This window comes from Paenibacillus provencensis, assembly GCF_042678545.1.
GTDB lineage: Bacteria > Bacillota > Bacilli > Paenibacillales > Paenibacillaceae > Paenibacillus > Paenibacillus provencensis.
On sequence record NZ_JBHTKX010000001.1, the window covers coordinates 1,478,807 to 1,504,483 of the forward strand.

Here is a 25,677-nt window from a genome sequence, read left to right on the forward strand (position 1 = left end):
GTATTGTTTGCCGCAAGAAAAAACTTATCCGCAGCACGTATCAGATTAATTGTTTCGATTAATGATGTAGTCCAATAAATGCTTCAGAAAATCGGTCTTTCGCGGCATTTCATTTAGAGCTTCTATAGCGTTACAATAGTGGTCCCACATCATTTTACTGGCACCCTCCTTGCCGAGGACAGTGACAAAGGTGGAGTTATTGTTCTCGACATCCTGTTGGACCGGCTTTCCTAGAGCCTCCACATCACCTTCTGCATCAAGCAGATCATCCTTGATCTGGAAGGCAATACCCGCATGGTATGCATATTTTTTAAGCAGATTCATTTCGGCTTCATCCGCCTTAGCAAGTATAGCCGGCATCACCAGGGAGGCTTCAAATCCAATTCCTGTTTTGTAGAAACAAATCATATCGAGCTCAGCAAGGGTCAGCGGCTTCCCCTTGGAATTCAGGTCCATCGCTTGCCCCATACAAATCTCTCCTGCTTTTTGGGATGAATACTGTATCAGCGAGAGCACCGAAGCTGGATCAAATTGATGCAGGGAGGCTTGCTCCTCAGTGGCTTTTTGAATCAAGAACAAACCGGTTAACTCAGCTGTAGCGCTGCTATGCACCTCATGCAGTGTAGCCCGGCCTCTGCGGGTTGGTGCATTATCCTGTGATGGAAGATCATCGAAGATCAAGGAAGCCGTATGCATATACTCCAGTGATCGAAGGAGCGGGATAATGGATGGATACTCTAGACCATATTCATTTACACCCATAACCCAGGCTAGTAGCGGGCGCAGACGTTTGCCTCCTCCTTCAAGACTATAGTTGGCAGCATCGATAAGCGGCTCCTTCATCGAAGAGATTCCTTCAGGCTTCGTAATTTCAAGCACACGATTGATCTCGTTCTGAGCTGATTTCAGTGTCTCTAGAAACTTTTCTTTCTCGGATTGATCATGCTTCATGACGTTCAGCATCTCATCTCGCAGCAATTTATCGAAGAAGTCGACGTCCTCTGCTTTATCCACCATATACTGAATGAGCTTGTTAAACTCAGGATGTCCGGATGAAAAAATCTGCATGATTTCGTTGTATTTAAGTTGACCGACACGTTTCTTGCAGCGTTTGAGACCATTGATGGCACGATCCAATATCACTTCTCTAGTCTTCGGATCAGAATCGTATACATTATGAATCAGGTTCGAGATCACGGCCCAGTATAATTCAAAGGGATTAACTAAATCCGGTCTTTTATCCCGGTGGGTTAAATAGTACGTGTAGGGCGTAACTGCTCCATCCTCCAAGTCTTCGAACATATCCGCGAAATCATCCGCAAGCTGATTATAAATTCCATAGTAGAAGGTTCGATAATCAAAGCCTTCATCCTCAGGTGCACTTATGACTGAACGCACAATGAGCCGGGAGGAGGCAGATTTGAGAATAACCGGAAGGTACAGCTCTTCATTGGTGTAGCTTGTGTGCTCAAGGCTTTTTATACGGTCAATGTCCTGAGCTTCAAAGAACACATAGGATTGTTCAAAAAAAGTGTTTATCTTCTCAGGGCTTTGATAATTCTTAATATACTCAAATGCGTCCTTAAGCTCAGAATGAATAAATTCCATCAGTGCTGCATTCGCACCGGACCATTCTTGAATAGAGAGTTCAGGGACTTTTCCAGTAAGCAGGGCCGTTCGAATGAATTGAGAGTACCTTTCCTTCTCCTGTGCGCTTAACGTCTCGGAATCCAGGAGATCGTCAATATATGGATAAGTCAGACCATAGGAATACCCAAGTCTTATCGCCTCATCAATTCTCCTTGCACGTTCTGCAGCCTGCGTATCATCGCCTATATCATCCAGAACATGCATGACAACGCCAAATATAATCTTAATCAGCTTGCGCTGAGCCTGCTCGGCATTCATCTGCTCAGGGATGTGGGAGGAGACGCTCCCCAGCTTGTTCATTACCCAGATGGCTGCCGGTTCTACCCCTTCCTTCTGAGCCCAACGATAAAAAGAAGCCAGGCTCACAAATTCAGGCTGTGTCTTCGCCTTCTCATTACTGCGCTTAGGCTCTATCAAATGACGTTTAATCATGGTGACCATCTGCTGCACCTTGCGCTCGGTATGAGGTGAATTAAGGTACTTACCCATATCTCTTAAGTGAAAATACGACACACTACGATCTAAGTAATCATCTAGTTTACCGGTTATGTTCAAATAAGCAAGGTATTTATGATAATTGCTTGCGTCCATCTTCTGTTTGTCATTTGCAAAAAAAGACCAAATTGAAGGTCGATGAATATGTTTATTCTTCCATACTTTGAAATCATCCGTCAGCGCAGTTACATAACTCTTATCCGATACCTGCTGTGCTAACAGTTTAAAGTACTCGGCCGCCTTCTGTTCGGATTGCAGGTACCATGCTTCAGCTTGACTTGTATGTTGCTTAATCATTTGTTGTATGACCTCAGTTTCTGTTTTTAGATAAAAATAACTCTGGATATCATCATTTCTCTTTGTTCCTATACGTATTACGGACCGATGGGTTACAAATGTCTTATTTATTCTCATGAAGTAAGTAACTTGAGGAATAATACTTACTGTAAATTAACATCCTTTTCGTGAAAATACAAAAAAACCTGGCTGTCTGCCAGGTTCGCATGCCTGCGTAACATTTATGAAGTATAAGTCATTATTTAATGGAAATCGCATATTTATCGCGAGCCGCTTTGGTCGCTTCAACCATATGTTTAAGTGATTGAACCGTTTCTTCAGTTCCTCTTGTTTTTAAACCACAGTCGGGATTGATCCAGAATAATTTAGGATCCAGCACTCGCAAAGCTCGATCAATCATGGAGGACATTTCTTCGACTTTTGGAACACGCGGGCTGTGGATATCGTAGACCCCAAGTCCAATTCCCAGCTTGTAAGTATTATCCTCAAAGCTATGAATAAGCTCACCATGACTGCGTGATGTTTCGATCGAGATCACATCTGCGTCCATGTCTTCAATTGAATCAATCATATCATGGAACTCGCAGTAGCACATATGAGTATGAATCTGGGTTGAGTCCTTCACCGTACTTGTGGTCAATCGGAAAGCCTTAACTGACCATGCCAAGTATTCTGCTTGCTCTTCTTCCTTTAATGGGAGACCTTCACGAACTGCAGGCTCATCCACTTGAATCATCCCAATGCCAGCCAGTTCCAGTGCTTCAACCTCTTGTCTTAGTGCGTAAGCGAGCTGATAAGCAATCTGCTCTCTTGAAATGTCATCTCTCACAAATGACCAGTTCATAATGGTAATCGGACCCGTCAGCATCCCCTTAACAGGGCGCGATGTTTTGGATTGGGCATACTTGGTTTCTTTTACCGTCATCGGTTCTTCAAATCGGATGTCCCCGAAGATGACGGGCGGCTTCACGCAGCGGGAGCCATAGGATTGTACCCAGCCGTTCTGAGTGAAGGCAAATCCGCCAAGCTTCTCACCGAAAAATTCAACCATGTCTGTCCGTTCGAATTCTCCGTGTACAAGCACATCCAGTCCAATCTCTTCTTGCAGATGGATCCAAGTATCGATCTGCTCCTCAATGAAGCCTTCATACTTGCTATCGCTCCACTCGCCCTTACGCCAGAGTCTGCGAGCTTTCCGTACTTCAGCCGATTGCGGGAAGCTGCCAATCGTAGTTGTCGGAAGTAATGGCAAATTCCATTTATCCTGTTGAAGCAAGTGACGCTTCGAGAATGGCTGACTTCTCTCTGGGTTGGCGGAACTAATGGCTGCGACCTGCTGACGAATATCGTTACGTTTGCGATCTGGTGACTGTTCCAGCGCATTTAGAGCCAGATCACAATCGGTAAGCTCTGCTTGGATGGCCTCGCTTCCTTGATTGATCCCCTTGGTCAGAAGGACCAGCTCATTCAGCTTCTCGTCGGCAAAGGCCAAAGCGCCTTTTAATTCGCTCGCAAGCGCTGTCTCGCTTGCGAGCGATACCGGCACATGAAGCAAGCTGCAAGAAGATTGGAGTATGATACGATCCTCAGATACCCATTTGTTGATTACTTTGAGTTGTTCAAGCTTGTCACGCAAAGAGGCTTTCCAAATTCCGCGCCCATCAATAATGCCAGCTCCAAGCACTTTGTCTTGAGGGAATCCATGTTTTTCAAGCGACTTCACATTACCTGAATATCCATGCACCAGATCAAGTCCAATACCGTGAACCGGCAGCTGAATGATATCCTCGTAGTTCTCAACGGATTCGAAATAGGTTTGCAGCATGATTTGGAGCTTAGGCGCTGCAGCTGCAAATGTACTATAGATCTTCTGTAGTCGCTGGATATCTAGTGAGGACAGCTTGGTCACAAGAATCGGTTCATCCAACTGTACCCATTCCACGCCTTCATCTGACAACTCCTGGAGAATTTGATTATACAAGGGGAGCAGCTGATCGAGATAGTGATCCAGCTCTTCTTCCTTATAGCCTTTGGACAGCTTCAGCAAGGTAAGGGGTCCAATAATTACCGGCTTCCCTTCAATTCCGAGAGCTTCCTTCGCTTCTTTGTATGCGATGAGAGGTTTATTTTCTGTAAGTGTTGGAGCTGCTCCGTCCAATTCAGGAACAATATAGTGATAATTGGTATTGAACCATTTTGTCATTTCACTCGCTGTCGCTTCTTTCGTTCCACGAGCGATTCCATAATAAACGGATAGTGGCACGGTGCCGCCATCGTATGTAAAGCGCTGAGGCATGATACCAAACATCGTTGCCGTATCCAGCACTTGATCGTAATAGCTGAAGTCACCGACAGGAATTAGGTCAATCCCTTGTTCTTTTTGTTTTCTCAAATGACTCAAGCGAATCTCACGTAATTGTTCATGAAACGCTGCTTCTTCAAGCTTGCCCGCCCAGTAAGCCTCCAGTGCTTTTTTCCATTCTCTCTGAGCTCCAATTCGTGGATATCCTAATATGCTGCTCTTAACCATCTCTTAACACTCCTATCTGACAAATTGTTAAACAAAAGATATCACGGTTAAGAGGTTATAGTGTAACTGTAATAAACTATACCTGGTTATAGCCTGCGGCTATAGCAAACATCAGAGAGAAGTCATTATTCGTCAAGTAATGTTAATCGAAATTGTCGAATAATAAGCGTAGTGTAACGACAAAAATATGGATATAACTATGTCGAAACACGAAATATATTGGGCCTAACGTGGTTATATTAAGCTAGGTAAATGATCGATGAGGAACTTAACAAGGAGGCAATAATTCATGGACAGCACGAAGGAATATGTAAAGAAATTAAACGAAAATGCCGAAAAACAGCGTCATAACAAAAACAACGGTAAGGGTACTCCTGGCGATAAGCTCCCATCCAAGCAGCACAGCACCAATAAATAACGACATCATTTCATCGCTGTTTTTGTCGTAGGATCTTCTTGATTAGCGACTGACTGATTCATGACTAGACCTATAGAAAAAAGCCTGACAAGTCAGGCTTTTTCAATCATTCAAGATCAATCCATACTGAAGATAGCATCAATTCTTTCTTTAGCACCTTCCCATGATTCCATAACAGGTACTTTATACTCCTCCAGTGCCTTAAGATTCCATGGATGGGGGATACATAGAACCTTTTTCCCTCGCTCTATGGCGGGCAATAGATTATGCATACCGTCATCGATGAGTAGATCATACTCAATCAAAGACTTTCTTTTACATACAAACAGCTGCTGCAATGAAATGAAGGGCATATGCTTCTGCAGCCAATTCCACTTCTCAGCTGCCGATGAAGGGTCCCCTGCTGTCACTATAATCAGATCGTATGCTTCATCAAGCTTTTCCATTTCGGCCACAACATGATCATCAAATAACTCCAGCTCTTCATAAATTCGCGGCCGGTTAAAGAATACATCATGGGTACTGTCTGGATGGCGCAGGTGATCCGTGTTCCAGTCAATCATGTCTTCATAACGTAGTGGATGTGTCGGAAAATCGTTGTTGTTATGAAATATTGCTCTTCTGATGAAATGACATATCGTATCGTCCATGTCTACTGCTACAACTGGCTTCGTCATAGATCCTCCTGCTTTTGGCTCAAATCTCAATATTGCTAATTCAATTTATTGATACATTAGACAAGAGCGTTTGTCAAATTACAAACGATTAAGGGTTACATTGCACGGATGGCATTGACGATTCCTTTCCAAATGAATTCAGCTTCAGTACTGGTGATATTCAAAGGTGGGTAAATAATTAACGCCCCATTAAAAAAGTTTCCTAATATTCCTTCGCGTCTCAAATTTGCGCTGAGTCTTCCTCCCCACTCCATTGAAATTCCACTTTTGGTATGTGGATCTACAAACTCAATGCCAATCATCAGGCCTTTCCCTCTAATGTCTAAAATATAGGGGTGTCCTTCGAGCTCGGAACGCAGCCGGGTCAAAATCTGCATACCTTGCAATTGAGCGTTTCTCACGAGCTGTCCCTCTTCTATCATATCAAGCACTGCTAATGCGGCCTCACAGCCGACCGGGTGACCGTTTTGCGTTGATCCATGGAGAAATACTCCTCCTCTGCCAAACATGGAGTCTCTCAACTGTTCGGAGAAGAGTGCTGCGCCCATGGGAAAGTAGCCTCCAGTCAAACCTTTGGATAAGAGAATGATGTCAGGATTTATTAGGTAATCATGAGAAGCAAGCCAGCTTCCTGTCCTTCCTAGCCCAGTCGTGACTTCATCCACAATGAGCAAAATACCATGTTCTGATGTCAATGCTGCCAGCTCTTGAATGAATGCCTTGGGCATAGGAACTGCACCATTAACCCCTTGAACCAGCTCTACAACGAATGCAGCGATGGAATCACCACCATGCTCCTGTATAATACTTCGAAGCTCCTGCAGACTGGTTGCTGATCGTTCTGCTTCTTTTTGCTCATTATGATGATAGGGAGACGGGATAGAATAGCAGCCTTCTAGATCAGGGCCGAAGGAGGCTTGAATGCCCATATGGGTTACCGACCCCGACCCAAAGGTTGTCCCATGGTAATTCCCTTCGATACTAACAAATTTCGTGCGCTGAGGCTGCTGCTGAGTGATGAAGTATTGGCGGGCCAGCTTCATTGCTGTCTCTACTGCACCAGATCCATCCATAGTAAAGAATGCCATGCTCATCGGCTTGCCTGCAATCGAGATCAACCGTTCGGCAAGGGTTGCAGCAGCAGCGTGATTCTGTTCGCAGGTCGATGCATAGCTCAAACGCTGAAATTGCTTGCAAATGCGATCAATGATCCGAGAATTTCCTAGTCCGATTGAGGGAACTGCGGTTGTTAGATACATGAATTTGTTCCCGGCTTCGTCATATACCCACGAGCCCTCCCCTCTATCCAGCATCATAAATGGCGGAAGGGACTGCTGATCCACTGGTGGCATATAGGTAAAGGGATGCAGGAATGGATATGTTAATTGGGTTGATTTATACATTTTATCTCAGCTCCTTGAAATGAAAGGCATAAAAAAACTGAACTCCGAGGAGAGGAGCTCAGTTATACTGGTGCAAATAGCAAGGCTGGCTTGTCTCCTTGACGCTCTCTCCTCTCAATTGTCCGATGAGATCGTGGTAGCGGACTGACTGGCGCCTTCATCCACCTGCCGCAAATTAAACAGAAGAAACACAGCTCCTGTAATACCGACCAGAGCCGATAAAATGAGGAAGAATGTAGGGAATCCTGAGTAATCAACAACGGTACTAAGCAGGGTCTGCGTTCCGGCCAGCATTAACGTAAATAATAAAGATTGCATGGATAATACCGTAGCACGCCGATTGGATGGGATCATCCGATTCAGCATGGCAGCGAGCGCTGGCCGCAATGCAGAAGAGCAGAAGCCCATCACAAATAAAATAACAATTCCCCATACTACAGGAGCCAATCCTGCGGCAGCCAAGCACAAAGTCATAATCAAGGGCAGCAGCAGCAAAATTAAAGATTCCTTGAGTTTCTTTGTCAATCGATGGGATAAGGCGGACCCTGTAATACTGGCGACACGAAGGAGCAGGATAATTGCACCGACCCAGCCAATAGGAATATCACTGGTAAGAACATAGGGCTGAATGAAGAAAAATATTAGCATAAAAGTAGGTAGGGAAAGAACCGTCGAAAAAAAGATGAAATTACGCAGCGTTTTAAATTGAAGACTTAAATGGAATGCCTCCTTTAAATCAGCGGAAATTCCTTTATTTTCCTGGGAGGGTTGTCCTACAGGAGGCTCACGAAATTTAAATAACAGAAATCCACCCACTATACATGCCAGGCCACTCCATAGGAAGGGCTGAAGCATCGTATAGCCTGCCAGCAGGCTTCCAATTAGTGCAGCTGCAGCCTGAGTTCCTTGCACAACAGCCGTATAGCGGCCCATAATTTTGGCGTATTCCTCCTCACGGCCGGCACTCTTTAATCCGTCATACAGAACTGCTACATCCGTCCCACTGAAGAAGGTCTGTGCTACACTCCACAAAATATGAATTAATAATAGCAGGGGAATCCAGGAAACTAATCCATATAGTATCGTCAAGATACCGAAGGCAACGGATCCAATGAACAAAGACACCTTGCGTCCATATCTGTCTGCAACCGCTCCCGCAGGAACTTCAGCAATGGCTGCTATGACAAAACCAACTCCTTGCATGATCCCGATAAGTCCTAGACTCATTCCCCTGACCTGCTGCAAAAAAATGATCCACATGGGCAGCCACAGCAAAAAATTAACAAGTACGGTATGTGCAAAGAATCTTCCAAGCTGGAACGTGATTGGCAGTGGAGCACGTGCAGATTCCATTATTAAACTTCGACCTCCCTCTTCTATCATTCATTAGTTTGAGATGAAGCAAATAAATATTTAGTTTAATTGTGAAATATTTCTATATTATTCGTCAAGCCATTTTACCATGGTATTATGGAGAATTCCTTCGCGCTCATAGTTCAAGACAATCTCTGACTTCCGCAGTGTATTGCGTGCCAATTCACGGACCAGGGCTTTGTGATTCGTGACAGGACGATCATCAATAGATCGAATGATATCTCCTGCTCTAAGACCTGCTGCTGCCGCTGGGCTTCCTTCAAAGCAATATAAAACCCGGTTTCCATCACTTATTCCTGTGCTTAGAATTCCGAGACGGCGATGTCCGAACAGGGCCTGGCGAATATCGCTTCCCAGTTCCACCACACTTTTTAAATTAAATAACGTTCTTGTCCATGTCTCATCCATCAGATCCTTAACAAACAAATCATCCGGTTCTTGACCGAATCCACTGACTTCGACACGGACAATAACATATGGGGTAGAGCTCTGAAGGTAAAAGGTGGTGATGAGCGGATACTCTTTCCCTGAAATCTCGTAAGCATGTCTCCACTGGAGTGATTGATTCGTTGTTAGTACATGGATTTCAACCCGATTAGTAATACCTCCGTATTCCATAACAAGTTCATCTCCATGCTGTACACCGCTGTCTGCAAAGAAGGATAGGTACCCTTCTAAAGTGGACAAGTAGCCCCAGATTTCCTCTTGATCTCCCATTATATGAATCTCATTTCGGAAGCGGGTTGACGTGTTCAATCATATTCCCTCCTTATCCGCAGCCATACTTCGTTCTCTCTTCAGTCTTTGCAGCTCTTCCTTCGTCTTCGCATCGACAAAGCCTGTGAATTTCTCGTCGTAGGACAGATGAACTTCCGTTTCATAAAGCTGCCGATCTCTTGCGTACAGCACCTTGATTGGTGCCGGATTGTTATATTGCTTGGACAAAGCAACAACCAGTGCTTTATGGGTGTTGACTTCAGCTCCATTCACAGTAAGAATGACATCACCACTTCTAATTCCTGCCTTGTAAGCCGGACCTTGAGAAAAAGCTTGCATGATGTAATTACCTTTACCCGCACGTAATCCGGTTTCTTTCTCATAAATTTCCGAGTGTCCTGTATTAGTGACTCCGAGTCTTGGGTAGCCGAACAAATTCAGCCTTAAATCCAGCCCAAGTTCAAGCACACATTTCAAATTCGTGAGTGATCTTCTCCACCCGGTCTCCATACACTCTCTGAGCCATAAACCATGTCCTTCGTTCCCATATCCTTCAACTTCTACGGTAAGTATCACAAAAGGGCCTTGCTGTTCTATCAAAAAAGTAGTTTGCAAATTATACTCGACTGTATCGCCGTTAGACAGAATAGAGACATAACAATCCGATAGCTTGTACATGTGTGGAAATTGAGAAGCTATACATTCCGTTTCATTTTCGATATCCCCATAAGTAAAACGGAATTTGTCACCCGCCTGCGGATGGTCTGGATCCCCAGTGCTGCTTCCGAAATCGCTCAAATAGGCATTTGAGCCGGAAACTGTGGCAATCATCCTCCATACCGTCTCAGGTGTAGACTCCAGATGAATCACATTGACCGTATGTCTTCTGTCTTCGCTAAGCATGTTCGCTTCCCCCTCCATTAATTTGGCATCATCATTTTTTCGAGCTGTTCATACCGTTCATTGCCGAGTATTCTGGCAACCTCTTTCACGTTTGCTGCTAAGTCATGAGTCAAGCCAGGAAAAGTGCATAAGGCTTGCAGCCATTGAAGCTTCTCGTAGTTAATGGCTTGATCAGCCCTGTTCATGGATACATGGGCCCCATGCATCTGCGGCTTGATTAGCTCATCACGCTTGGTCTGATAGGTCTTCAAAGCGTTTTCCCAGGAAGCCTGTCCAGTGAACACTTCATGGAGTGCCTTGCTCAATAGCTCCGCGCTTCCTACGGCATTATCCATTCCTGAACCGGTAACCGGATGTACATACGCTCCTGCGTCTCCTACAAGAGCCCAGCCTTGTCCATATGCTTGCTTTAAATACATGGGTCTCGCTCCAATGCCTCGAACTCGATCAGACAGCTGTGCTGCTTGCATCCGTTCATGCAGTCCGGGTATTTTTGTTATTCGTTCTAGCAGCATATCCTTTGGACTTCTCATCCAGCGTTTCATCTCCGACATAGGCGGCATTACCAATACGGTATGAAGGTCGTCATCAGTCGGGTTGCAGAAAATGATATCCTCCTCGTTCCAGAACCACTCAACTGCCGGTATAGGCAACGGTTTAACATTCCTGAAATAACCGTAATAAGCTGGCCTCATTAACGGAGAGGTCTCATACGATGCGGCATTCACCCTGCTTGCGACAAAGGAAAAATATCCGTCTGCTCCAACAATGACGTTTGCCATTAATTCTTTTTGAACGGCTCCTTTTCTGATGCTTATTCCCTGAACCTTTCCCCGATCCTGGATCAGCCCGGTAACCAAGCACCCTTGTTCAAAGCTTACCGTAGGGTATGACATCGCTTTTTGAATGAGAATTTGGTCAAAATGGTAACGGCGAAGCCCAATAGCTCTTGGTGTCACCAGCATATCTGATTCAAAGCTGCTGGTACCCAGATGAACATGCATTCGTCGGAGCGAAGGAGCTCCAGCGGCTTCAAGCTGTTCCAGCACACCCAGCCTTTGATAGATATCAATCTCACCCGTCACATGCGTAGAAGTCGTATGACTAGGGAACGTATCGCGATCTACCATAGCGACTTTGTAACCCTTTTGAGCCAGAAAAATGGCAAGTGCTGCTCCGGCACACCTGGCCCCAACGATAACGGCATCATACATTCATTCGCCTCCCTTCAAGAAAATCTCGACAAATCAGTCCGAAGACTGATTTGTCGAGCTGTAACTTCTGTGCTGCAATGTGCCTTTAGATCAATGATTAGGTAACTTGCGTGCAGGCATAGATTGTGCCAGCGAACTTGCCATCAAGCTGATCATAGAGCGAGATTACATCCTGGGATGAAAACTCAGTAGCTTGCGGTGGAAGTCCTTTCACCATTCCAGTCATGTGAATGGGAGTTTGATTTACGAATGTACCTTCCGGTGTTTCAATATCCCAGTAAAGCCAAGTTTCACCCGGAACATTGCTGTTAATATTCATGCCCAGTGGAATACTCACCTCGCCCTTCAAAGCTTTGCCAGTTGATGCATTCCCTCCGCGTACATAGACTTTTTCACCTGGCCACAAAACTTCAGATGTCGCTACGAGATCAACATTTTTGATGTCAAGCTCAACGCTGATGCCGGATTTCATTGTGAATTCTGAGTCAGACACCGTAAATTCTGTAGGCTTCACTTGAGAGAAATAAAGTTTTTCGGAACGACCGTCAGCAAGCTCCAATACCGTGGTACTGTTTGAGTTAGGCAATGTCATAGATGCTTTTTTAAGAAGTTTTGTAATCATTTTTCTTACCTCCGTGGAATGGTTGTTACTTCGGCCGAAGTACAATTTTATTATCATCCAAATCGTGCTATGGCGCTCTGCTTCATCCACTCAAATGTTCGGCTTTTATTTCCATTTCCTGCATTTTGCTTTAAAAGTGATTATAGGCTTGTTCTTAACTGTGCCGGCTGCGAACACGTCGAAGAAATCGTCCTTTTTTACATCTTGAAGCTCTTGAATGTGAACCACGTATTCAATAACATCCCCCGGAAGCACAGGCATGAGAAATCGAACCTGCATGTTCGTAAGCTCTACATTATTATTTTTAGAAGAGCAGCCTGACTTCAGAAGCAAATGCAGGCTTTGTCGAATGCCCTCAATAAGCAAGACACCTGGATATATACTGTAGCTCTTAAAATGTCCTTGCAAAAAATAATCGCTTAAACTTATTAGCTTTATGGTTGATATCCGGGCTGCTTCATCTGATTGCAGCACTTTGTCAACAAGAATCCATGGTTTGGAGCCGGGCAGCAGATCTTCAGGAGACAAGGAGTGCAGCATGGATTATCCCCCTTATACAGTCGATTGAATTTTGGCTAAACTCAGTTCCCCCTCAGCAACTAATCGGTCTGCTGCATATGCTCTGGCTTCAATTCTGGCTTGAGAAGTAAACAAGCGAATTGGGCTGACTTCATATATAAGTGTTTCTTGCCAGGAAACGGGTTCCGACTGACGCATAAACAAGGAACCAAGAATGGGGATCTCTCCCTCTAAGAGAGGGCCCGTCTCCAGCTGAACGAGCAGCACCGCAGATTGGGCTAGTCCTTCCAATACACATACTTCAGGAAAGAAGGGCAGCTCGTACATGTGCTTATGAACGGATTGCAGACGAATCGATGCTTCTAGTTTCTTGCCAGGCTCATAATGAATAATTTGCTCTACGAAGCGAAAAGGAGGCTGTTGGGGCAATTGAGTAATCAAACTTGTATAATCGACATGGTTCATGGCGCTAGTCTATAATTTCGATGGGTTCTTCAATGACAATAAAAAAGATAACTCCTGTATCGGTCTGGATGTCGTGAAGCTCACCAGGACCCGCAGTAAGGAAATCCCCTTGTACCATCGTTTCTCCGCCTGCCAGCATACTGCCTTCAAGCACGTAAGCATATTCTCGGCCCGGATGGTTGTGAACAGGAATGAAGCCGCCCGGGTGCAGCTTGACGATGAATGCTTCCGTTCTGCTCTTTGCCGTCTGCTCTTTCCATAGCGGCTGATATTCTGAATTGTGAAAGACTCCCTTTTCCACTCACGCTCACTGATTTTTGATATGAAATGTTCTCGATTCATTTTCTTCCCCTCCTTGATTTATTGTTCACGATGTGGCTTTACAGCGGACAGCACCATTCGTGGACTGGATATGTTCAAGGGATCCCGTTGCAAGCTGCCATATACACAGACATCTGTAAATCCTGCTTTCTTCAGCATTGTTGTCAACTCTGTTGCGGAGTAAAGGCGGACATCAAGTGTCGTTGAGCGCATACTCCGTTCCCTGAACCACTGAATCTTTTCTACCCAGCGTCCTGTCGTCGGGTAGAAAAAACGCTCCGACCATACCGGCACACCGTTCATATCATCCCATCGCCGCGGCTGATATTGCGTTACTTTATAATCTCGATTCTCTGTTTCAATGAGAAAGGTTCCACCTGGCTTGAGGGCTTGGAATACCCGCTGAATAGCGGCATGATCATCCTCTTCGTCGAGATAACCGATAGCAGTTCCTATATTGAGAACCGCATCATATTCGTCACTTCCCTCCAGATTGCTCATTAATCCTTGAATGAACTCAATGTTCTCCTCAACGCCTGACTTCACGGACTCTTCTTTTGCCCGCTTCAGGGATACAGTAGAGTAATCGAAGGCTGTTACTTGGTATCCTTGCTGTGCCAGCGGTATGCTAAGTCGTCCTTGACCGCAGCCGAGATCGAGGATGGAAGAGCCCTTGTCGAGAACAAGCAAGTCAAGAATCCATTTCACTTCTGCTTTTGTTCGTTCCGGTGTCATAATGGCTTGTGACAGCAGCAAATAATCTTCTTTGAAGAAATCCTCGAGACGATCCATCATTCGTGCCGTCTCTCCTTTCGTAATGTATATTTTCATATCAGTTTCTAAACTGTCTTGCGCAGGTGAGCAACCCGATATTCCGAAGGGTTCATTCCAATGAGTCGCCGAAAGGTACGCGTGAAATGTGTCAAATCCCCGTATCCCACTGACAAGCACACGTCAGTGACGAGAGAACCGCCTTCAAGCAAGGATTTTGCGAGTTGTATTCGGCGCTCCATAGTGTACTCTTTAAACCCTTTTCCTGCGTATTTCTGAAAGATCCGAGAGCAGTAGGAAGGGCTAATGCATAAATAAGACGAGAGCACATCTAGCGCCAATTCATTGCTGCCCAGATTCTCTTCAATATACATCAGTGCTTTTCTAAAAAGCCTTGCCTGCTGCGAATCATCTGACGAATGAACAGCAGCATCCACTCTCTCCATGACTTCAAACATGCCGACAAACATAATCAAATCCGGTAATTCGCTGCTTAAGATAAGAACTACAGGGATTTGTTTCATGACTTCTTCGAGGTCCCAATGGGCCGGCAATTCACGTGCTTTGGAAATGATAAACACCATTTGATAATCATTTAGTGCTGAAGGAGTGATACTGAATTCCGGCAATGAAGACAGGATTACATCGCAGTAGGAATCCATCTTTTCTTTGAAAGCTAAACATTCGAACTCTGAATATTCGTGAAGTACGATTAATCGTTCCATAGTTTATCCCTCCGTATGAATGAAGTTAATATAATGAGGGACTCCTGTTGAAGTAAAGATGATAAGTTCACCTCCATGCATGTGATAGCTGACTATATACAGCCTATAATCATGGTATAGGAGAACGTAGATTCAATACTCTGTTGATTTGAATGCTCTTTCGGCTTTAATTGACGATCTGTAAAAATGCAATAAAAAAAGACACTGCTTTCATTAGAAAGCAGCGTCTCCTGAACTATCTATCTTTGATTTGTCTCTTTATTGCTGTAACCGCACCGACATGGAGCCCTTCATGAAATATAGTTCTGATAAGCACTTGCTCGATAGTGTGCATCCCCATCTCGGTAGGGGCAAACTCTTCTTCCATCCGATCCTTGTACGTTTCCTGAATGAACCTTGGCTGTTCGTTCAGCAAAGTGACCAGTTCTGACAAGGATGGAGTGTCATCTGTGAACTGAGACGGGCTTGTTCCATAACCGAACCATTCATTAAATGCCATGGATACAGGCGGATCTTCTTTGGTGAGCACTCTTAACCATAAGTACTGATCAATAATGACATGCCCCAGATTCCATCTGATATTGTTATTGAAGCCCTGGGGTACGATCTCTGCTTCTTCTTCTGAAATATCCTTCACTAGCTCCAGTAATTCTGTCCGATATGTATTCAATTGCTCAAATAAAACCTCGTGTCTTCTTTCCATTAGGTTCCCTCCTTTTTTGTCATATACCAATATTATACAAATATCTTTTAAATCCTCTATTTCTCATCACGAAAAAATAGGAGCGAAAATAAATCTCGCTCCTATGAAACGGACAGGTTGATTACTCCGTTTCTGATGGTTCTTCAATCTGCATTATACGATCTCCAGGTACATCTTCAAGCATTTGTGTTCGTCCACTGGGCCATTTAATCGTGATCTTGTCCACTTTGTCATGCTTGCCAAGCCCAAAATGAATCCTTGGGTCACTCTGAGCACCATGGCTGTTGCCACCGTCTTTTTCAACCACCGTCTTGACACCGTTAACCTCGAAAGTCACTCTTGAACCAACGGCATCTCGATTGCTTGGAAATGTACCGATCAGGTCGAGTTTAATCCAATGATTCCCGTTCGTTATTTCATTTCTGTACACTTTAGTTTTCGAGCCCTGATTTGCAAATACAAGATCATTGACTCCTCTATTAAACAGATCGACTGCTGCCACGCCGCGGCTGTCCTCCGTGAATGTTATTCCGACATCCTTCGATACGTCGATGAACTTCTCACCGTTATTTAAATACAGCGGTTTGGGCTCATATCCAGACATGCTCTTGTTGTTAAATGCAGGCCAGCTGGTCGCATCCTCAACGATATAACCCGGGGTTGTCGCAAGTGTCCCCATATCAAACCAGTATTCATCCTTCTTGTCAGCGGATATAAATCCGTTGGTCACCATTAGACTCATATTTCCGCTGTTATCGGCATCAAAGAACCTTGCTCCCCATGACCATCCCGACTGCTGCACTCCCATCTCCTTGGCCCTGTCTACAAACTGGCCTTCCTCATTCTCATGCCACAGCTGATTACCTTCCAGCAAATATTTTTCCTTACTAATATTGCTGACAAAGTTGACAAGTCTGCCATCATGGAACAAGTCTGCAAAGTCAACATTCATTCCTTTGAAGGTATCATCACCTACTCCTCTCTTTTGAACCACTGATTGAAAGCCTTTGCCTTCTTGATTAATCAGCAGCATGTCGGGCCCAAAATCATTGGCATTATAAATATCAGGCCACCCGTCCTGGTTCAGATCAGCAGCCCCGGAGGCCAGCGTCCAGCCGGGGTCATCAACATTCATCTGTTTGGATACATCTGTGAAGGTCTGATCACCATTGTTCATTAACAGCACATTGCGTCCGCCATTACGAGCTCGTTCAAAATCATCATGCATGATCTTGGTTGATTGGAGGCTCCAAAGATCGTGCTCCTCGTTAAAATAACAGCTCAAATAAATATCCAGGTAGCCATCCCGATTATAATCTAGTGAAATGGCTTTGCTGACATAGCCTTCATATCCTGTTCCCGAGGTGTCCGTAATATCTGTAAAGGTTCCGTCTCCATTATTCTTATATAAGCGGCTCTTGCCCCAAGCTCCCACAAATAAACTGGGATGACCGCTATTGTCAATATCCAGCCACAGTACGGTTTCCGAAATTCCTTCCCGATTAACGTCTGCAATCCCGGCTTCTTCCGCGGCTTCAGTGAACGTACCATCTCCATTGTTCCGATAAAGCATATTTTTGCTGCCTCGTTGGGAATTGGCATAGTATAAATCCATATACCCGTCTCCGTTGTAATCACCAACCGCTACCGCAGCGCCAGTTGCAGACATCCAGGGCATAATATTACTGAGCTTGGGATCGAATGTTTCCGTCAGATGTGTAAATTCTATGCCAGAGCTTACACTGATCTCCTCATACTGAAATCCACGATCTACCAGCGAACTTGATTCTCCCGATGTACAGCCCGCAATCATGATAATGGATAACAGTAAACCGTATTTTTTCATCTTTTTCTGCATGTCCATCCTCCTATCACATCGTAATCATTCATTAATTGTCTTGTCTTGTCTATCCATCGAATATAATGCGATTCGGGATTGTACGAGCCGGCAAGTTCACGTGCCAAATGAACAACCTTGACGCCTTCTTCCATCTTGCTGTGCCATTCCGGATCCATCTTACTCGTCATATCGTCCCAATACCTTCTATTCTGGAGCTTTCTTGCTTCCCATCCGAAAGCCATTCCCTGTCTGAATGATGCATGATACTTCTGAGGAATCACCCGATAAACGCCTTGAACACTCCCAGGATTGTCAAACAAGCTGTAAGCAACAGCAAGGCCGACACCGCTCATGACATCCTGACGAACCTCTTCAGGCATATTCTTCAGATTATTCAGCACGGTTGAAATTTCAAATCGGCATTGAAACCACAATGATCGACCATAACCCTGGCAACCTACTCGTAATGGGCTTGTCCCCATATGTCTCAGCTGGCTGAATAAGACTGGGTTGATGCCGTAGTCAAACAACCCTGCCTTGAATCCGACCCCATCGAAGAGCATTGGCGCATAGTACGGATCCATATTTCGAATCCAGCGCTGATAAGAACTCATTCTGAATCGATAAACGGAATACAGCCACCAGCCTAATCCGACATAGTACTGATAGATGTGATCAGGATTGAGCCGATAAATATATCTCTCAAATGCTTGTCCACGATTGCTGAGTTGAAGCATCGATCGAGCTCCAAAACCCATACCTGCACCTTCATAGGCGAACCCGCGATAAAAATCGCTGAATTCTTTGTCAAGCACAGTTTTAATCTTGTTCATCCTAGTACCGCAATTCGATGCCAGATTGTGACCCGTCAAAAAACTTTGCAGGATCTGTGTGAATCGGCATCCGAAAGGGCTGTCGTCTCCACCGGTAAATCGTTTTAACATTTGAGGTATATTTTGCCTAATTAATCGAGCATATAGAAAAATAAACAAGAAGACCAAAACAAGGATTGAGACAACAACCATTAGACCACCGTTCAGCATTGCTTATTCCTTTCTTGTGTCGGCAATATCCACAATGTCCTGAAGATGCTGTAGAGTACCCAACTCACCTTCAGTCAACTGAACTCCGAATTCACGTTCCAGATGAACCGCAAGCTCCAATGCCATCAAGGAATCAATTCCCAGTTCTTCAAAGGTGCTGTTGAGTGCATCCGCAGACAAGGATTCCTGAGTCATTTCTTCCACAATCTCAATAATTCTGTTCCTTATATCCTCCATACTGATCACCCTCCGCCTTATATTAGTCCCCCACTTATTCCAACCACTTCTCCCGTAACGTAGGACGCATTGTCCGACAACAGATATAGAATCAGGTCTGCGACTTCGCCAGGAGTACCCATACGTTTTAAAGCAATAGAATTGGACAGTTCTTTTTTTCTCGTAGTCTGAAGCTCCTGAGTCATTAAGGTATCAATATAGCCAGGGGCTACGCAGTTGATTCTCACGCCGAGCGGTCCAAGCTCCTTGGCCAATGCCTTGCTGAAACCTATAATTCCAGCTTTGGCTGCTGAATAATTGGTCTGTCCAGACATCCCGATCTGCCCTGAGATGGAAGTAACATTCACCATAACCCCACGGTTTACCGCGAGATGTTTCAGCATAGACCTTGAGAGAAAATAAAGTGCTCGAAGATTGACCTGATACACCTGCTCCCATTCTGCTTCTGACATATTGTATAGTGAGCTGTCTGCCGTGATGCCAGCATTGCTGACAATCATATTAATTGGATAAGCCATCCGATCTGCGAATTGTTTCGTCAACTGCTTGATCTGGGATTCCGATGAGAAATCACAGTGTAGTGCGTGTGCTGTATGCCCCTCCATTGAAAGATCTTCTACCAGTTGTTGAGCCTTCTTACCTGAATTGAAATAAGTGAAGTACACGACCGCACCGGCACGAGCCAGCTTGATGACCGTCTCTCTGCCAATACCTGTAGCTCCTCCTGTAACCAATACATGATCCCCACTGAAATTCCAAGCAATGCAACCCAAGGTGTCTGCCCCTTTCTGAGTTAATTTTTTTCGAACACTCCAGCTGCAAGGAATCCTCCAAAGGCAGACACGCATTTGACCGCAGTCTTGATGCTCCGGGATTCCCATCGTGTCGTCATAGGTAAATCTATTTTGAAATGATGGTTGCTATAGTTGGCCGCTGGAGGAATCACACCTTGCTCCATGCTCTCCAGCATGCAGACAATTTCGAGCAGCGTGTTTGCACCAAGCGTATGTCCGAAATAACCTTTCAAGGCCGTCATCTGCGGAAGAGGCATATTTAAATCAGCGAATGCCCTTGCTATTTCTGCCACTTCATAAGCATCCCACATTTGCATACCTGTTCCGTGTGGAATTAGCAGATCCAGCTCCTTAAGATTGCTGTGCTGCATTGCTCTAGATATAACGCTCGAATAGGAATGGGAAGCAACATTCGGCAGTGACAGATTCCATCCATCCTGCTGAAACGCTCCTCCGAGATATGTGCCAAGCTCTCGTCCACCTGCATTTGCCTTCTCAGGACTTGTCATGACAATCGCTGCTGCCCCATCTCCGAGCACCGAACCGTCACGTTCTGAATCAAATGGTTTCAATATTTGCCGGGGTGAATGGAAGCCTTTGTCCCCGAGCCACAAATATTCGGTCGCATGTACATAATCAGCACATACAACAACCACACTTTCAGCCTGTCCCTGCTGAATGATCTGCCTGCCCAGCTCCATGGCATAGAGTCCAGAGGCACAAGCATTATTTGTAATGTAGGATACACCTTGAATACCGAGTAATTTGGCCAGATAGAATAGATAAGGGAATGTCTGCAACCGAAAAATATCTTGTTTATGCTGTTCAAAAGAAGTAAGGGGAGATACACCTTGCTGCAGCATATGATTCTGTGATTGAAGAATTTTATCAATAAATGGATTTATACCTGGATTCTCATGACCAATGACAAGTGCACTCTTGCTCAGTTCAGCTTTTGAGAGACAAGCCTCGTCAATGGCTAGAAGAGCTGCAACAAGCATAAACACAAAGTCTGGATCCTTATCCAGTCCTTCCTGCTCAATCCACCTGCGTTCAGCTCGAGCAAGCCAAGCCTTCAAATCCAATGGAGGCATTTCGTACACTGGGAAGTTGATGGTCGTACCATCATACATTTCATATCTGCGAAGATTGGGACTGTTTCTGGAAGTTTTCATTCCTTTCCAAACCTCTTCTCTTCCTATCCCCGGTGCTCCGAGCGCGCTGGCTCCGATAATAGAGACACGAGCATTCATATCCTCTCTGCCTCCTTCTTGCGTTCATCATCTTTTTTTTCCAGTTTGAGCTGCAGTATATCTCTATTCGGCAAACATCCATTGGCTTCGCATGCATCCAGACCTCCCTTATCCTGACCATACTTAATCAGTACAAGATCCATATCTTCCGACTCCGTCGTTAAAGATGCTGCTGGTCCTATCGGGGATATTTTCAGCTGTCCATGAATTGAATACGTTTGCCGTGCACTGACACCCGGCCTTTCGATCAGGAGTACTGTGATACGTTCCTCCAAGTATTGGTCTGAAGACTGAACTGATTTCAATAATAGTTCGGACTCAATCCTGTGCTCTGGCGGTATTAGGTGCACATTACATACGATCACTCGGTCATGTCTGCCTTGCTGAAGGAGCTGTAAGGCATATAATATTGCGGCCGGAACTGTGCCTGCCCCTCCAGACAATGTGGTGTTGGTACCTTTGATATTGGTGTACATGGATATATATCCGGCTAGTGAGTTGTACACCGTATTGGGAAAGATGGCCGGATTAACCCGATTGGGTCCATATTTCTCAGCATCCTTCTGTAAGGCTTCAATCGAAAATAAACTTGAGAGGTTATTGCCAACGACGAGTCCTGCCCGCTCCGGAACTCCTGATAAGGAAAGATCTGAGAGACCCGCATCATGAATTGCTTCTTGCACTGCAGCAATACAGGCCTTGGCGATATCGGGGATCCGAGGTAATTGAATTGGATTCAATAAATTAAGGCTTTCAATCGTTATATATGGTGATGAAGGTACATGGCTTCGGTTAATCTCTGTTCGCAAGCCTATGGGGGATAGCCATGCGCTGCCTTGAATAAATGCCTCCATTATGCTCCCGCCTTTCCTAGAACAATGGAAGAGTTGATACCTCCAAAGGCAAATGCATTGGAGAGGATGAAATTTGGCTGCTTGCGTAATGGACGCTTAGCGATAACACGAACGCGGCAATCTGGATCAAGCTGCTCCAAATTAAGTGTGTGAGGAAGCCAGCCGTATCTGAGCATGTTCACACTTGCAATTGCCTCTATGGCGCTTGCCGCTCCCAGTGTGTGTCCAATATGTCCTTTAATCGAACTGGTAAGTATATCTTCACCAAACAGCTCGAATAATGCCTTTGCTTCTGTTCGATCGTTAGCCGGGGTTCCTGTTCCGTGCGCACTAACATAGCCGATGTCCTCCAGTGTTAATTCAGCCATCCTCAGTGCCTCAAGCATAGAACGCATTGCACCAACCCCGGAAGGATCAGGCTGTGTAATATGGTACGCATCAGAGGTAAGACCATAACCAAGCAGGTATGCAAGTGGAGAAACTCCGCGGGCACGTGCATCACTTTCCCGTTCCAATATAAGGACACCAGCTCCTTCACCGAGAATTAATCCTGTTCGATTTACATCAAAAGGCCGGCACCAATCGCTTGACATCGCTCTTAAACTGCCGAATCCAGTGAACGCTGTCCAAGACAGAGCATCTACCCCGCCAGTAATCATACAATCAGCACGACCATATTTAAGCTCATCCATTGCTTGTGCAATCGCAAAATTCCCTGCAGCACATGCATTGGTCATCGTCCATTTTGGACCCTTCAGCTGTAAGGAATCAGCAATTTGATCCGAGATAACATGAGGACCTTGACGATATCCGTTTTTGATGATGGGGGTTGATTCGCCCATGGTTGTTCCCACACATATCCCTGTTCGAAATTGAGCTGGATTCGATAGCTTGGCTTGATACAAAGCATCTTCTGCTGCGGATAGATACATGGCTGCAGCTTTTCCTAATCCTTGATTCATGCTCCCGCTATAGGGAAATACATGTTCCACCTCACACCCACGTTTGTTGGCATGCCCAGATACGTCAAAAGAAGCTATATCACGTGTACCTTGTGTCCCAGACAGCATATTATGCCAAAAATCATGAACATTACTTCCAATAGCTGTTACAATTCCCATACCTGTGATTACAATCGGCTCCATAATCTCACCTCTTCCACAATTTACTGATATCTGAAATGGCAGGATCCGGGCGCTGGAAGCCATCAATTCCCCGATCACGTTTCACAATTTCATATGCCTCCGTCTCATCTGCTTCTGCTCTTTCAGACAAAGCTTGGTCATCCGGATATTTCTCAAAGCCTTGTTTCCAGGCAGTCATTCCTTCCGAGACATCTCCCGCTTTAACCAGTGCATCACCAAAGGCAGTATAAATATCTGGCCAGAAGGCAAAATCGATAGAAGGGTCCATTTGTTCAACGGCTATACAAAAAGCGAAGTCCTGAACTGCTTTATCCGCTCGTTGCAGACCCTGGGGCCAATAAAGATTGTTAAGTCCACGAGCATAGTGAGCAGGGACATTGTAAGGGTCCTCACTCAGCAGTTCATCCAGCAGATGTATGGATTGTGCAGATTTCTGACCCAGTGCGGCAGTGCCTAAATCAAGATCCTGAAGCGTATCAACATAGGCTAGAGCTTGCTGCAGTACTATATCAGGTGTTAACTCAACTTGATTCATTAGATCAATAAACTGTTCTGGCTGTGATTCGCGGGACATCCTGAGCCTTAGCTCTGTAGAATATACAAGGTTGTCCGGAGATTGCTTTATCAAATCCAGTAACTCGCGGTTGGTCAGCTCCGAGTTCACAGGTGGAGTCTCCTTCTCCAGCTTGAAATCGAGTTTGTAATCTTGAATGGACAAACCGGAATCAAGCTTCGGCAAGTCATATGGTTTAATCCATTGCTGATACGAAACTGCACCAATTACCGCAAAGACGACTGCTGTACAACAGGAAACAATTAAAGTTCTTTTCCATCGATTTTTCATGAAGCACCCCCCCATTCCGTAATGCAATCACTCCCTCTCCATTTCTGCCTGAAGATCGAAGGGTTAACACCAACGATTCGCTTGAAAATTTTAGAGAAGTGAGTCAAGTCGTTATAACCAATTGCATAGCACACATCAGTAACGGAATGACCGCTTTTTAGCAGTTTCTTCGCTTTTTCAATTCTTTTGCGAATGATGTATTCCTTGAAACCCATACCAACGTGCTTCTGGAACATTCTTGAATAGTAGTGTCTGCTAACAAAGATCTGTGAAGCGGCCTTCTCAAGCGATAAATCCTGGTCGCATAGATGGCTCTGAATGTAAGCCAGAGATTTACAGAACATCGTGCTGCCTTCCTCTAGTGTGTTATTCTCGACTTCCATCGTATCAATGATGGAGAGCAGGAAATCAGCTGGAACCATCCCGCCCGTCAGGATTAACGTAGGAGCAAGGCTTAGGAATTGTTGAAGATCCCAGGAAGAAGGGAATGATCCCTGCGCGGTGTAAACGACATGATATTGATAGCTGTTAGACTCAGCTGCTTGCATCGCATCATGAAAATCAGTAGTCAGATGTATCACTGCCTTTTTTGACATTGATCTGATCTCTTCAGCCTCTTCCTCTTCGTGCTGGCATAAAATAACGAGTACATTCATGTAAATCTCCTTTCTTCGCTTGAATTATGTTAACAGAGCCTTAATAATCCGCCTGTTTACATGCTACCAATGAACTAAAAATACTTCTTATGTAAAAATTGTTTATTCTTAGTGTTTTTTCACTTTATTGCTACTGGTGCTAAACCTCTAATTTTTTCTGCTGAAAACAACGTCTTATAACATCCTAGCAAACAATAATTTGACGAAACAGCTGTAAATCGGATCATAATTAGGGTTAAATTGTCTTTAATTGAAAAATAAACAAGCCTATTCCATTTTCAGAAGAGGCTTGTCAAAAAATCATATTATATATAAGTTAAAATGCTTTACTGTGTTATATTACTTTCTTTTCTTGATATCCAATAACGATAAGGAATTATAAAAAGTAGACTAATAGTAAACAGTGCATAAAATTGAGGATTAGGAATTCGTTGAATCCTATAGACTGCGTCCATCAATGCAACAAGGAAAGCAAACAGGATCCTTGCTTTACGGGTAGTAGGGGTGGATTTAGGATCTGTCATCATAAAAAAAGCGAACAACTGAAGTCCTGCTCCCATCAGAGGACCTAATGCGGCAAACAGTGGAGCACCGTATAGTAGATGTCTTAAGAACGCAAAAATTGTAAAGCTTCCTATAAAGGTGAGCACCGAATCCAGCCTGTTCGCAACGTAACATACGAGAATCCCCAGGATCAGAATTAACAGCATAATTTCAATCCCGTTCGTCCATTGCTTCGGTGTGCTGACTGCATATTGAGGAAGCAGCACGAGCACGAGCACCATGGAAGCATTGTTCGGGTTGAATATGTGTCCTCCTTTAAATCGCAGTACATATTTGAGAGAAATGGACATTACTGCTGTGACGGCATAGATCCATAACACATTGGAGCTTAATAGCAGGCTTACTCCGATACCTGTAATCAAACCGCTTAATGGAAACGACCATGTTCCTGTCCTCCAACGAGATAAGAAAAGCTCGGTAAGCATTGTACAGGAAATGGATATGAATACAGCCTCCCATCGTTGAAAAAAACCTAGGTACACCTGACCAAGTATAGCGAACAATGATAGAAACACAAGAATGAAATATCTTGGATCCAGCTTATAGTCGTCCCAATGTACAATTGGACGCAGTTTAGTACGAACTTCATTTCTCATGTGCAGCCTCCTAGATACTTTTTATTACTTATTATTGCGATACTCAA

26 protein-coding genes are annotated in these 25,677 nt (G+C 44.6%); 1 reads left to right on the forward strand and 25 read right to left on the reverse strand.

What is annotated here, in order from left to right; genetic code table 11:
• Positions 1-45: 45 nt before the first annotated feature.
• Both ACFQ3J_RS07095 and metE read right to left on the reverse strand, forming a co-directional pair.
• On the reverse strand, positions 46-2,442 hold the full coding sequence (locus ACFQ3J_RS07095; RefSeq protein ID WP_251584042.1) for a polyprenyl synthetase family protein: 2,397 nt from the start codon (positions 2,440-2,442) through the stop codon (positions 46-48).
• Between the two features lie 238 nt (positions 2,443-2,680).
• On the reverse strand, positions 2,681-4,972 hold the full coding sequence (gene metE / locus ACFQ3J_RS07100; RefSeq protein ID WP_251584041.1) for a 5-methyltetrahydropteroyltriglutamate--homocysteine S-methyltransferase: 2,292 nt from the start codon (positions 4,970-4,972) through the stop codon (positions 2,681-2,683).
• Positions 4,973-5,261: 289 nt separating this feature from the next.
• Between metE and ACFQ3J_RS07105 the strand changes: the two genes are divergently transcribed.
• Positions 5,262-5,390 carry a DUF4023 family protein gene (locus ACFQ3J_RS07105; RefSeq protein ID WP_251584039.1) on the forward strand — a complete coding sequence of 43 codons (129 nt, stop codon included), beginning with the start codon at positions 5,262-5,264 and terminating at the stop codon, positions 5,388-5,390.
• Between the two features lie 116 nt (positions 5,391-5,506).
• On the opposite strand, the gene ACFQ3J_RS07110 is transcribed toward ACFQ3J_RS07105, so the two are convergent.
• The 23 genes from ACFQ3J_RS07110 to ACFQ3J_RS07220 form a co-directional block, all read right to left on the reverse strand.
• On the reverse strand, positions 5,507-6,067 hold the full coding sequence (locus tag ACFQ3J_RS07110; protein WP_251584037.1) for a 5' nucleotidase, NT5C type: 561 nt from the start codon (positions 6,065-6,067) through the stop codon (positions 5,507-5,509).
• A gap of 95 nt (positions 6,068-6,162) precedes the next feature.
• Positions 6,163-7,470, reverse strand: coding sequence for an aminotransferase family protein (locus ACFQ3J_RS07115; protein ID WP_251584036.1), 1,308 nt, complete (start codon positions 7,468-7,470; stop codon positions 6,163-6,165).
• Positions 7,471-7,584: 114 nt separating this feature from the next.
• Positions 7,585-8,823: an MFS transporter gene (locus ACFQ3J_RS07120; protein ID WP_170862397.1), complete on the reverse strand. Its 1,239-nt coding sequence runs from the start codon at positions 8,821-8,823 to the stop codon at positions 7,585-7,587.
• Between the two features lie 87 nt (positions 8,824-8,910).
• Positions 8,911-9,600 (reverse strand): PDZ domain-containing protein, encoded by a 690-nt coding sequence (locus ACFQ3J_RS07125; protein ID WP_251584035.1) that lies wholly within the window; start codon positions 9,598-9,600, stop codon positions 8,911-8,913.
• Positions 9,601-10,464 (reverse strand): PDZ domain-containing protein, encoded by an 864-nt coding sequence (locus tag ACFQ3J_RS07130; RefSeq protein ID WP_091156454.1) that lies wholly within the window; start codon positions 10,462-10,464, stop codon positions 9,601-9,603. It abuts the gene before it with no gap.
• Between the two features lie 17 nt (positions 10,465-10,481).
• Positions 10,482-11,678, reverse strand: a complete 1,197-nt coding sequence (locus tag ACFQ3J_RS07135; RefSeq protein WP_251584034.1) for an NAD(P)/FAD-dependent oxidoreductase — start codon at positions 11,676-11,678, stop codon at positions 10,482-10,484.
• A 97-nt stretch (positions 11,679-11,775) separates the two neighbouring features.
• Positions 11,776-12,300 (reverse strand): hypothetical protein, encoded by a 525-nt coding sequence (locus ACFQ3J_RS07140; protein WP_091156450.1) that lies wholly within the window; start codon positions 12,298-12,300, stop codon positions 11,776-11,778.
• Positions 12,301-12,405: 105 nt separating this feature from the next.
• Positions 12,406-12,840 carry a 3-hydroxyacyl-ACP dehydratase FabZ family protein gene (locus tag ACFQ3J_RS07145; protein ID WP_251584033.1) on the reverse strand — a complete coding sequence of 145 codons (435 nt, stop codon included), beginning with the start codon at positions 12,838-12,840 and terminating at the stop codon, positions 12,406-12,408.
• Between the two features lie 12 nt (positions 12,841-12,852).
• Positions 12,853-13,248 carry a 3-hydroxyacyl-ACP dehydratase FabZ family protein gene (locus ACFQ3J_RS07150; RefSeq protein WP_251584032.1) on the reverse strand — a complete coding sequence of 132 codons (396 nt, stop codon included), beginning with the start codon at positions 13,246-13,248 and terminating at the stop codon, positions 12,853-12,855.
• Between the two features lie 40 nt (positions 13,249-13,288).
• Positions 13,289-13,585, reverse strand: a complete 297-nt coding sequence (locus ACFQ3J_RS07155; protein WP_379292467.1) for a cupin domain-containing protein — start codon at positions 13,583-13,585, stop codon at positions 13,289-13,291.
• 59 nt (positions 13,586-13,644) lie between these two features.
• Positions 13,645-14,400, reverse strand: coding sequence for a class I SAM-dependent methyltransferase (locus tag ACFQ3J_RS07160; protein ID WP_251584031.1), 756 nt, complete (start codon positions 14,398-14,400; stop codon positions 13,645-13,647).
• 44 nt (positions 14,401-14,444) lie between these two features.
• Positions 14,445-15,101: a helix-turn-helix transcriptional regulator gene (locus tag ACFQ3J_RS07165; protein ID WP_091156439.1), complete on the reverse strand. Its 657-nt coding sequence runs from the start codon at positions 15,099-15,101 to the stop codon at positions 14,445-14,447.
• A 235-nt stretch (positions 15,102-15,336) separates the two neighbouring features.
• Positions 15,337-15,804: a DinB family protein gene (locus ACFQ3J_RS07170; RefSeq protein ID WP_091156437.1), complete on the reverse strand. Its 468-nt coding sequence runs from the start codon at positions 15,802-15,804 to the stop codon at positions 15,337-15,339.
• A 121-nt stretch (positions 15,805-15,925) separates the two neighbouring features.
• Positions 15,926-17,662: a CRTAC1 family protein gene (locus ACFQ3J_RS07175; RefSeq protein ID WP_251584029.1), complete on the reverse strand. Its 1,737-nt coding sequence runs from the start codon at positions 17,660-17,662 to the stop codon at positions 15,926-15,928.
• Positions 17,647-18,687, reverse strand: coding sequence for a DUF1702 family protein (locus tag ACFQ3J_RS07180; RefSeq protein WP_379292471.1), 1,041 nt, complete (start codon positions 18,685-18,687; stop codon positions 17,647-17,649). The genes ACFQ3J_RS07175 and ACFQ3J_RS07180 overlap by 16 nt, the downstream gene beginning before the upstream one ends.
• 3 nt (positions 18,688-18,690) lie before the next feature.
• Positions 18,691-18,924, reverse strand: a complete 234-nt coding sequence (locus ACFQ3J_RS07185) for an acyl carrier protein (protein ID WP_091156431.1) — start codon at positions 18,922-18,924, stop codon at positions 18,691-18,693.
• A 17-nt stretch (positions 18,925-18,941) separates the two neighbouring features.
• Positions 18,942-19,697, reverse strand: coding sequence for an SDR family NAD(P)-dependent oxidoreductase (locus tag ACFQ3J_RS07190; RefSeq protein WP_251584024.1), 756 nt, complete (start codon positions 19,695-19,697; stop codon positions 18,942-18,944).
• 20 nt (positions 19,698-19,717) lie between these two features.
• Positions 19,718-20,971 carry a beta-ketoacyl synthase N-terminal-like domain-containing protein gene (locus ACFQ3J_RS07195; protein ID WP_251584022.1) on the reverse strand — a complete coding sequence of 418 codons (1,254 nt, stop codon included), beginning with the start codon at positions 20,969-20,971 and terminating at the stop codon, positions 19,718-19,720.
• Positions 20,968-21,825 (reverse strand): beta-ketoacyl synthase N-terminal-like domain-containing protein, encoded by an 858-nt coding sequence (locus ACFQ3J_RS07200; protein WP_091156424.1) that lies wholly within the window; start codon positions 21,823-21,825, stop codon positions 20,968-20,970. Before ACFQ3J_RS07200 ends, ACFQ3J_RS07195 begins: the two co-directional genes overlap by 4 nt.
• Complete coding sequence (locus tag ACFQ3J_RS07205; RefSeq protein WP_251584020.1) at positions 21,825-22,970, reverse strand: beta-ketoacyl-[acyl-carrier-protein] synthase family protein; 1,146 nt, start codon at positions 22,968-22,970, stop codon at positions 21,825-21,827. The genes ACFQ3J_RS07200 and ACFQ3J_RS07205 overlap by 1 nt, the downstream gene beginning before the upstream one ends.
• A 4-nt stretch (positions 22,971-22,974) precedes the next feature.
• A complete protein-coding gene (locus ACFQ3J_RS07210; RefSeq protein WP_251584018.1) occupies positions 22,975-23,814 on the reverse strand; it encodes a tetratricopeptide repeat protein in 840 nt (279 codons plus the stop codon).
• The gene (locus ACFQ3J_RS07215) at positions 23,811-24,470 is read right to left on the reverse strand and encodes a helix-turn-helix transcriptional regulator (RefSeq protein WP_091156418.1); all 660 of its coding nucleotides are present in this window, start codon (positions 24,468-24,470) and stop codon (positions 23,811-23,813) included. Before ACFQ3J_RS07215 ends, ACFQ3J_RS07210 begins: the two co-directional genes overlap by 4 nt.
• Before the next feature lie 326 nt (positions 24,471-24,796).
• Positions 24,797-25,630 (reverse strand): RnfABCDGE type electron transport complex subunit D, encoded by an 834-nt coding sequence (locus tag ACFQ3J_RS07220; RefSeq protein ID WP_251584016.1) that lies wholly within the window; start codon positions 25,628-25,630, stop codon positions 24,797-24,799.
• Positions 25,631-25,677: the final 47 nt, after the last annotated feature.

Coding starts and splice junctions, on each gene's coding strand:
- ACFQ3J_RS07185 (WP_091156431.1), bottom strand. CDS start 18,924: ATGGAGGATATAAGGAACAGAATTATTGAGATTGTGGAAGAAATGACT.
- metE (WP_251584041.1), bottom strand. CDS start 4,972: ATGGTTAAGAGCAGCATATTAGGATATCCACGAATTGGAGCTCAGAGA.
- ACFQ3J_RS07095 (WP_251584042.1), bottom strand. CDS start 2,442: ATGATTAAGCAACATACAAGTCAAGCTGAAGCATGGTACCTGCAATCC.
- ACFQ3J_RS07180 (WP_379292471.1), bottom strand. CDS start 18,687: ATGCTGAACGGTGGTCTAATGGTTGTTGTCTCAATCCTTGTTTTGGTC.
- ACFQ3J_RS07210 (WP_251584018.1), bottom strand. CDS start 23,814: ATGAAAAATCGATGGAAAAGAACTTTAATTGTTTCCTGTTGTACAGCA.
- ACFQ3J_RS07220 (WP_251584016.1), bottom strand. CDS start 25,630: ATGAGAAATGAAGTTCGTACTAAACTGCGTCCAATTGTACATTGGGAC.
- ACFQ3J_RS07215 (WP_091156418.1), bottom strand. CDS start 24,470: ATGAATGTACTCGTTATTTTATGCCAGCACGAAGAGGAAGAGGCTGAA.
- ACFQ3J_RS07160 (WP_251584031.1), bottom strand. CDS start 14,400: ATGATGGATCGTCTCGAGGATTTCTTCAAAGAAGATTATTTGCTGCTG.
- ACFQ3J_RS07115 (WP_251584036.1), bottom strand. CDS start 7,470: ATGTATAAATCAACCCAATTAACATATCCATTCCTGCATCCCTTTACC.
- ACFQ3J_RS07120 (WP_170862397.1), bottom strand. CDS start 8,823: ATGGAATCTGCACGTGCTCCACTGCCAATCACGTTCCAGCTTGGAAGA.
- ACFQ3J_RS07195 (WP_251584022.1), bottom strand. CDS start 20,971: ATGAATGCTCGTGTCTCTATTATCGGAGCCAGCGCGCTCGGAGCACCG.
- ACFQ3J_RS07140 (WP_091156450.1), bottom strand. CDS start 12,300: ATGATTACAAAACTTCTTAAAAAAGCATCTATGACATTGCCTAACTCA.
- ACFQ3J_RS07135 (WP_251584034.1), bottom strand. CDS start 11,678: ATGTATGATGCCGTTATCGTTGGGGCCAGGTGTGCCGGAGCAGCACTT.
- ACFQ3J_RS07205 (WP_251584020.1), bottom strand. CDS start 22,970: ATGGAGCCGATTGTAATCACAGGTATGGGAATTGTAACAGCTATTGGA.
- ACFQ3J_RS07170 (WP_091156437.1), bottom strand. CDS start 15,804: ATGGAAAGAAGACACGAGGTTTTATTTGAGCAATTGAATACATATCGG.
- ACFQ3J_RS07130 (WP_091156454.1), bottom strand. CDS start 10,464: ATGCTTAGCGAAGACAGAAGACATACGGTCAATGTGATTCATCTGGAG.
- ACFQ3J_RS07200 (WP_091156424.1), bottom strand. CDS start 21,825: ATGGAGGCATTTATTCAAGGCAGCGCATGGCTATCCCCCATAGGCTTG.
- ACFQ3J_RS07110 (WP_251584037.1), bottom strand. CDS start 6,067: ATGACGAAGCCAGTTGTAGCAGTAGACATGGACGATACGATATGTCAT.
- ACFQ3J_RS07175 (WP_251584029.1), bottom strand. CDS start 17,662: ATGCAGAAAAAGATGAAAAAATACGGTTTACTGTTATCCATTATCATG.
- ACFQ3J_RS07105 (WP_251584039.1), top strand. CDS start 5,262: ATGGACAGCACGAAGGAATATGTAAAGAAATTAAACGAAAATGCCGAA.
- ACFQ3J_RS07145 (WP_251584033.1), bottom strand. CDS start 12,840: ATGCTGCACTCCTTGTCTCCTGAAGATCTGCTGCCCGGCTCCAAACCA.
- ACFQ3J_RS07165 (WP_091156439.1), bottom strand. CDS start 15,101: ATGGAACGATTAATCGTACTTCACGAATATTCAGAGTTCGAATGTTTA.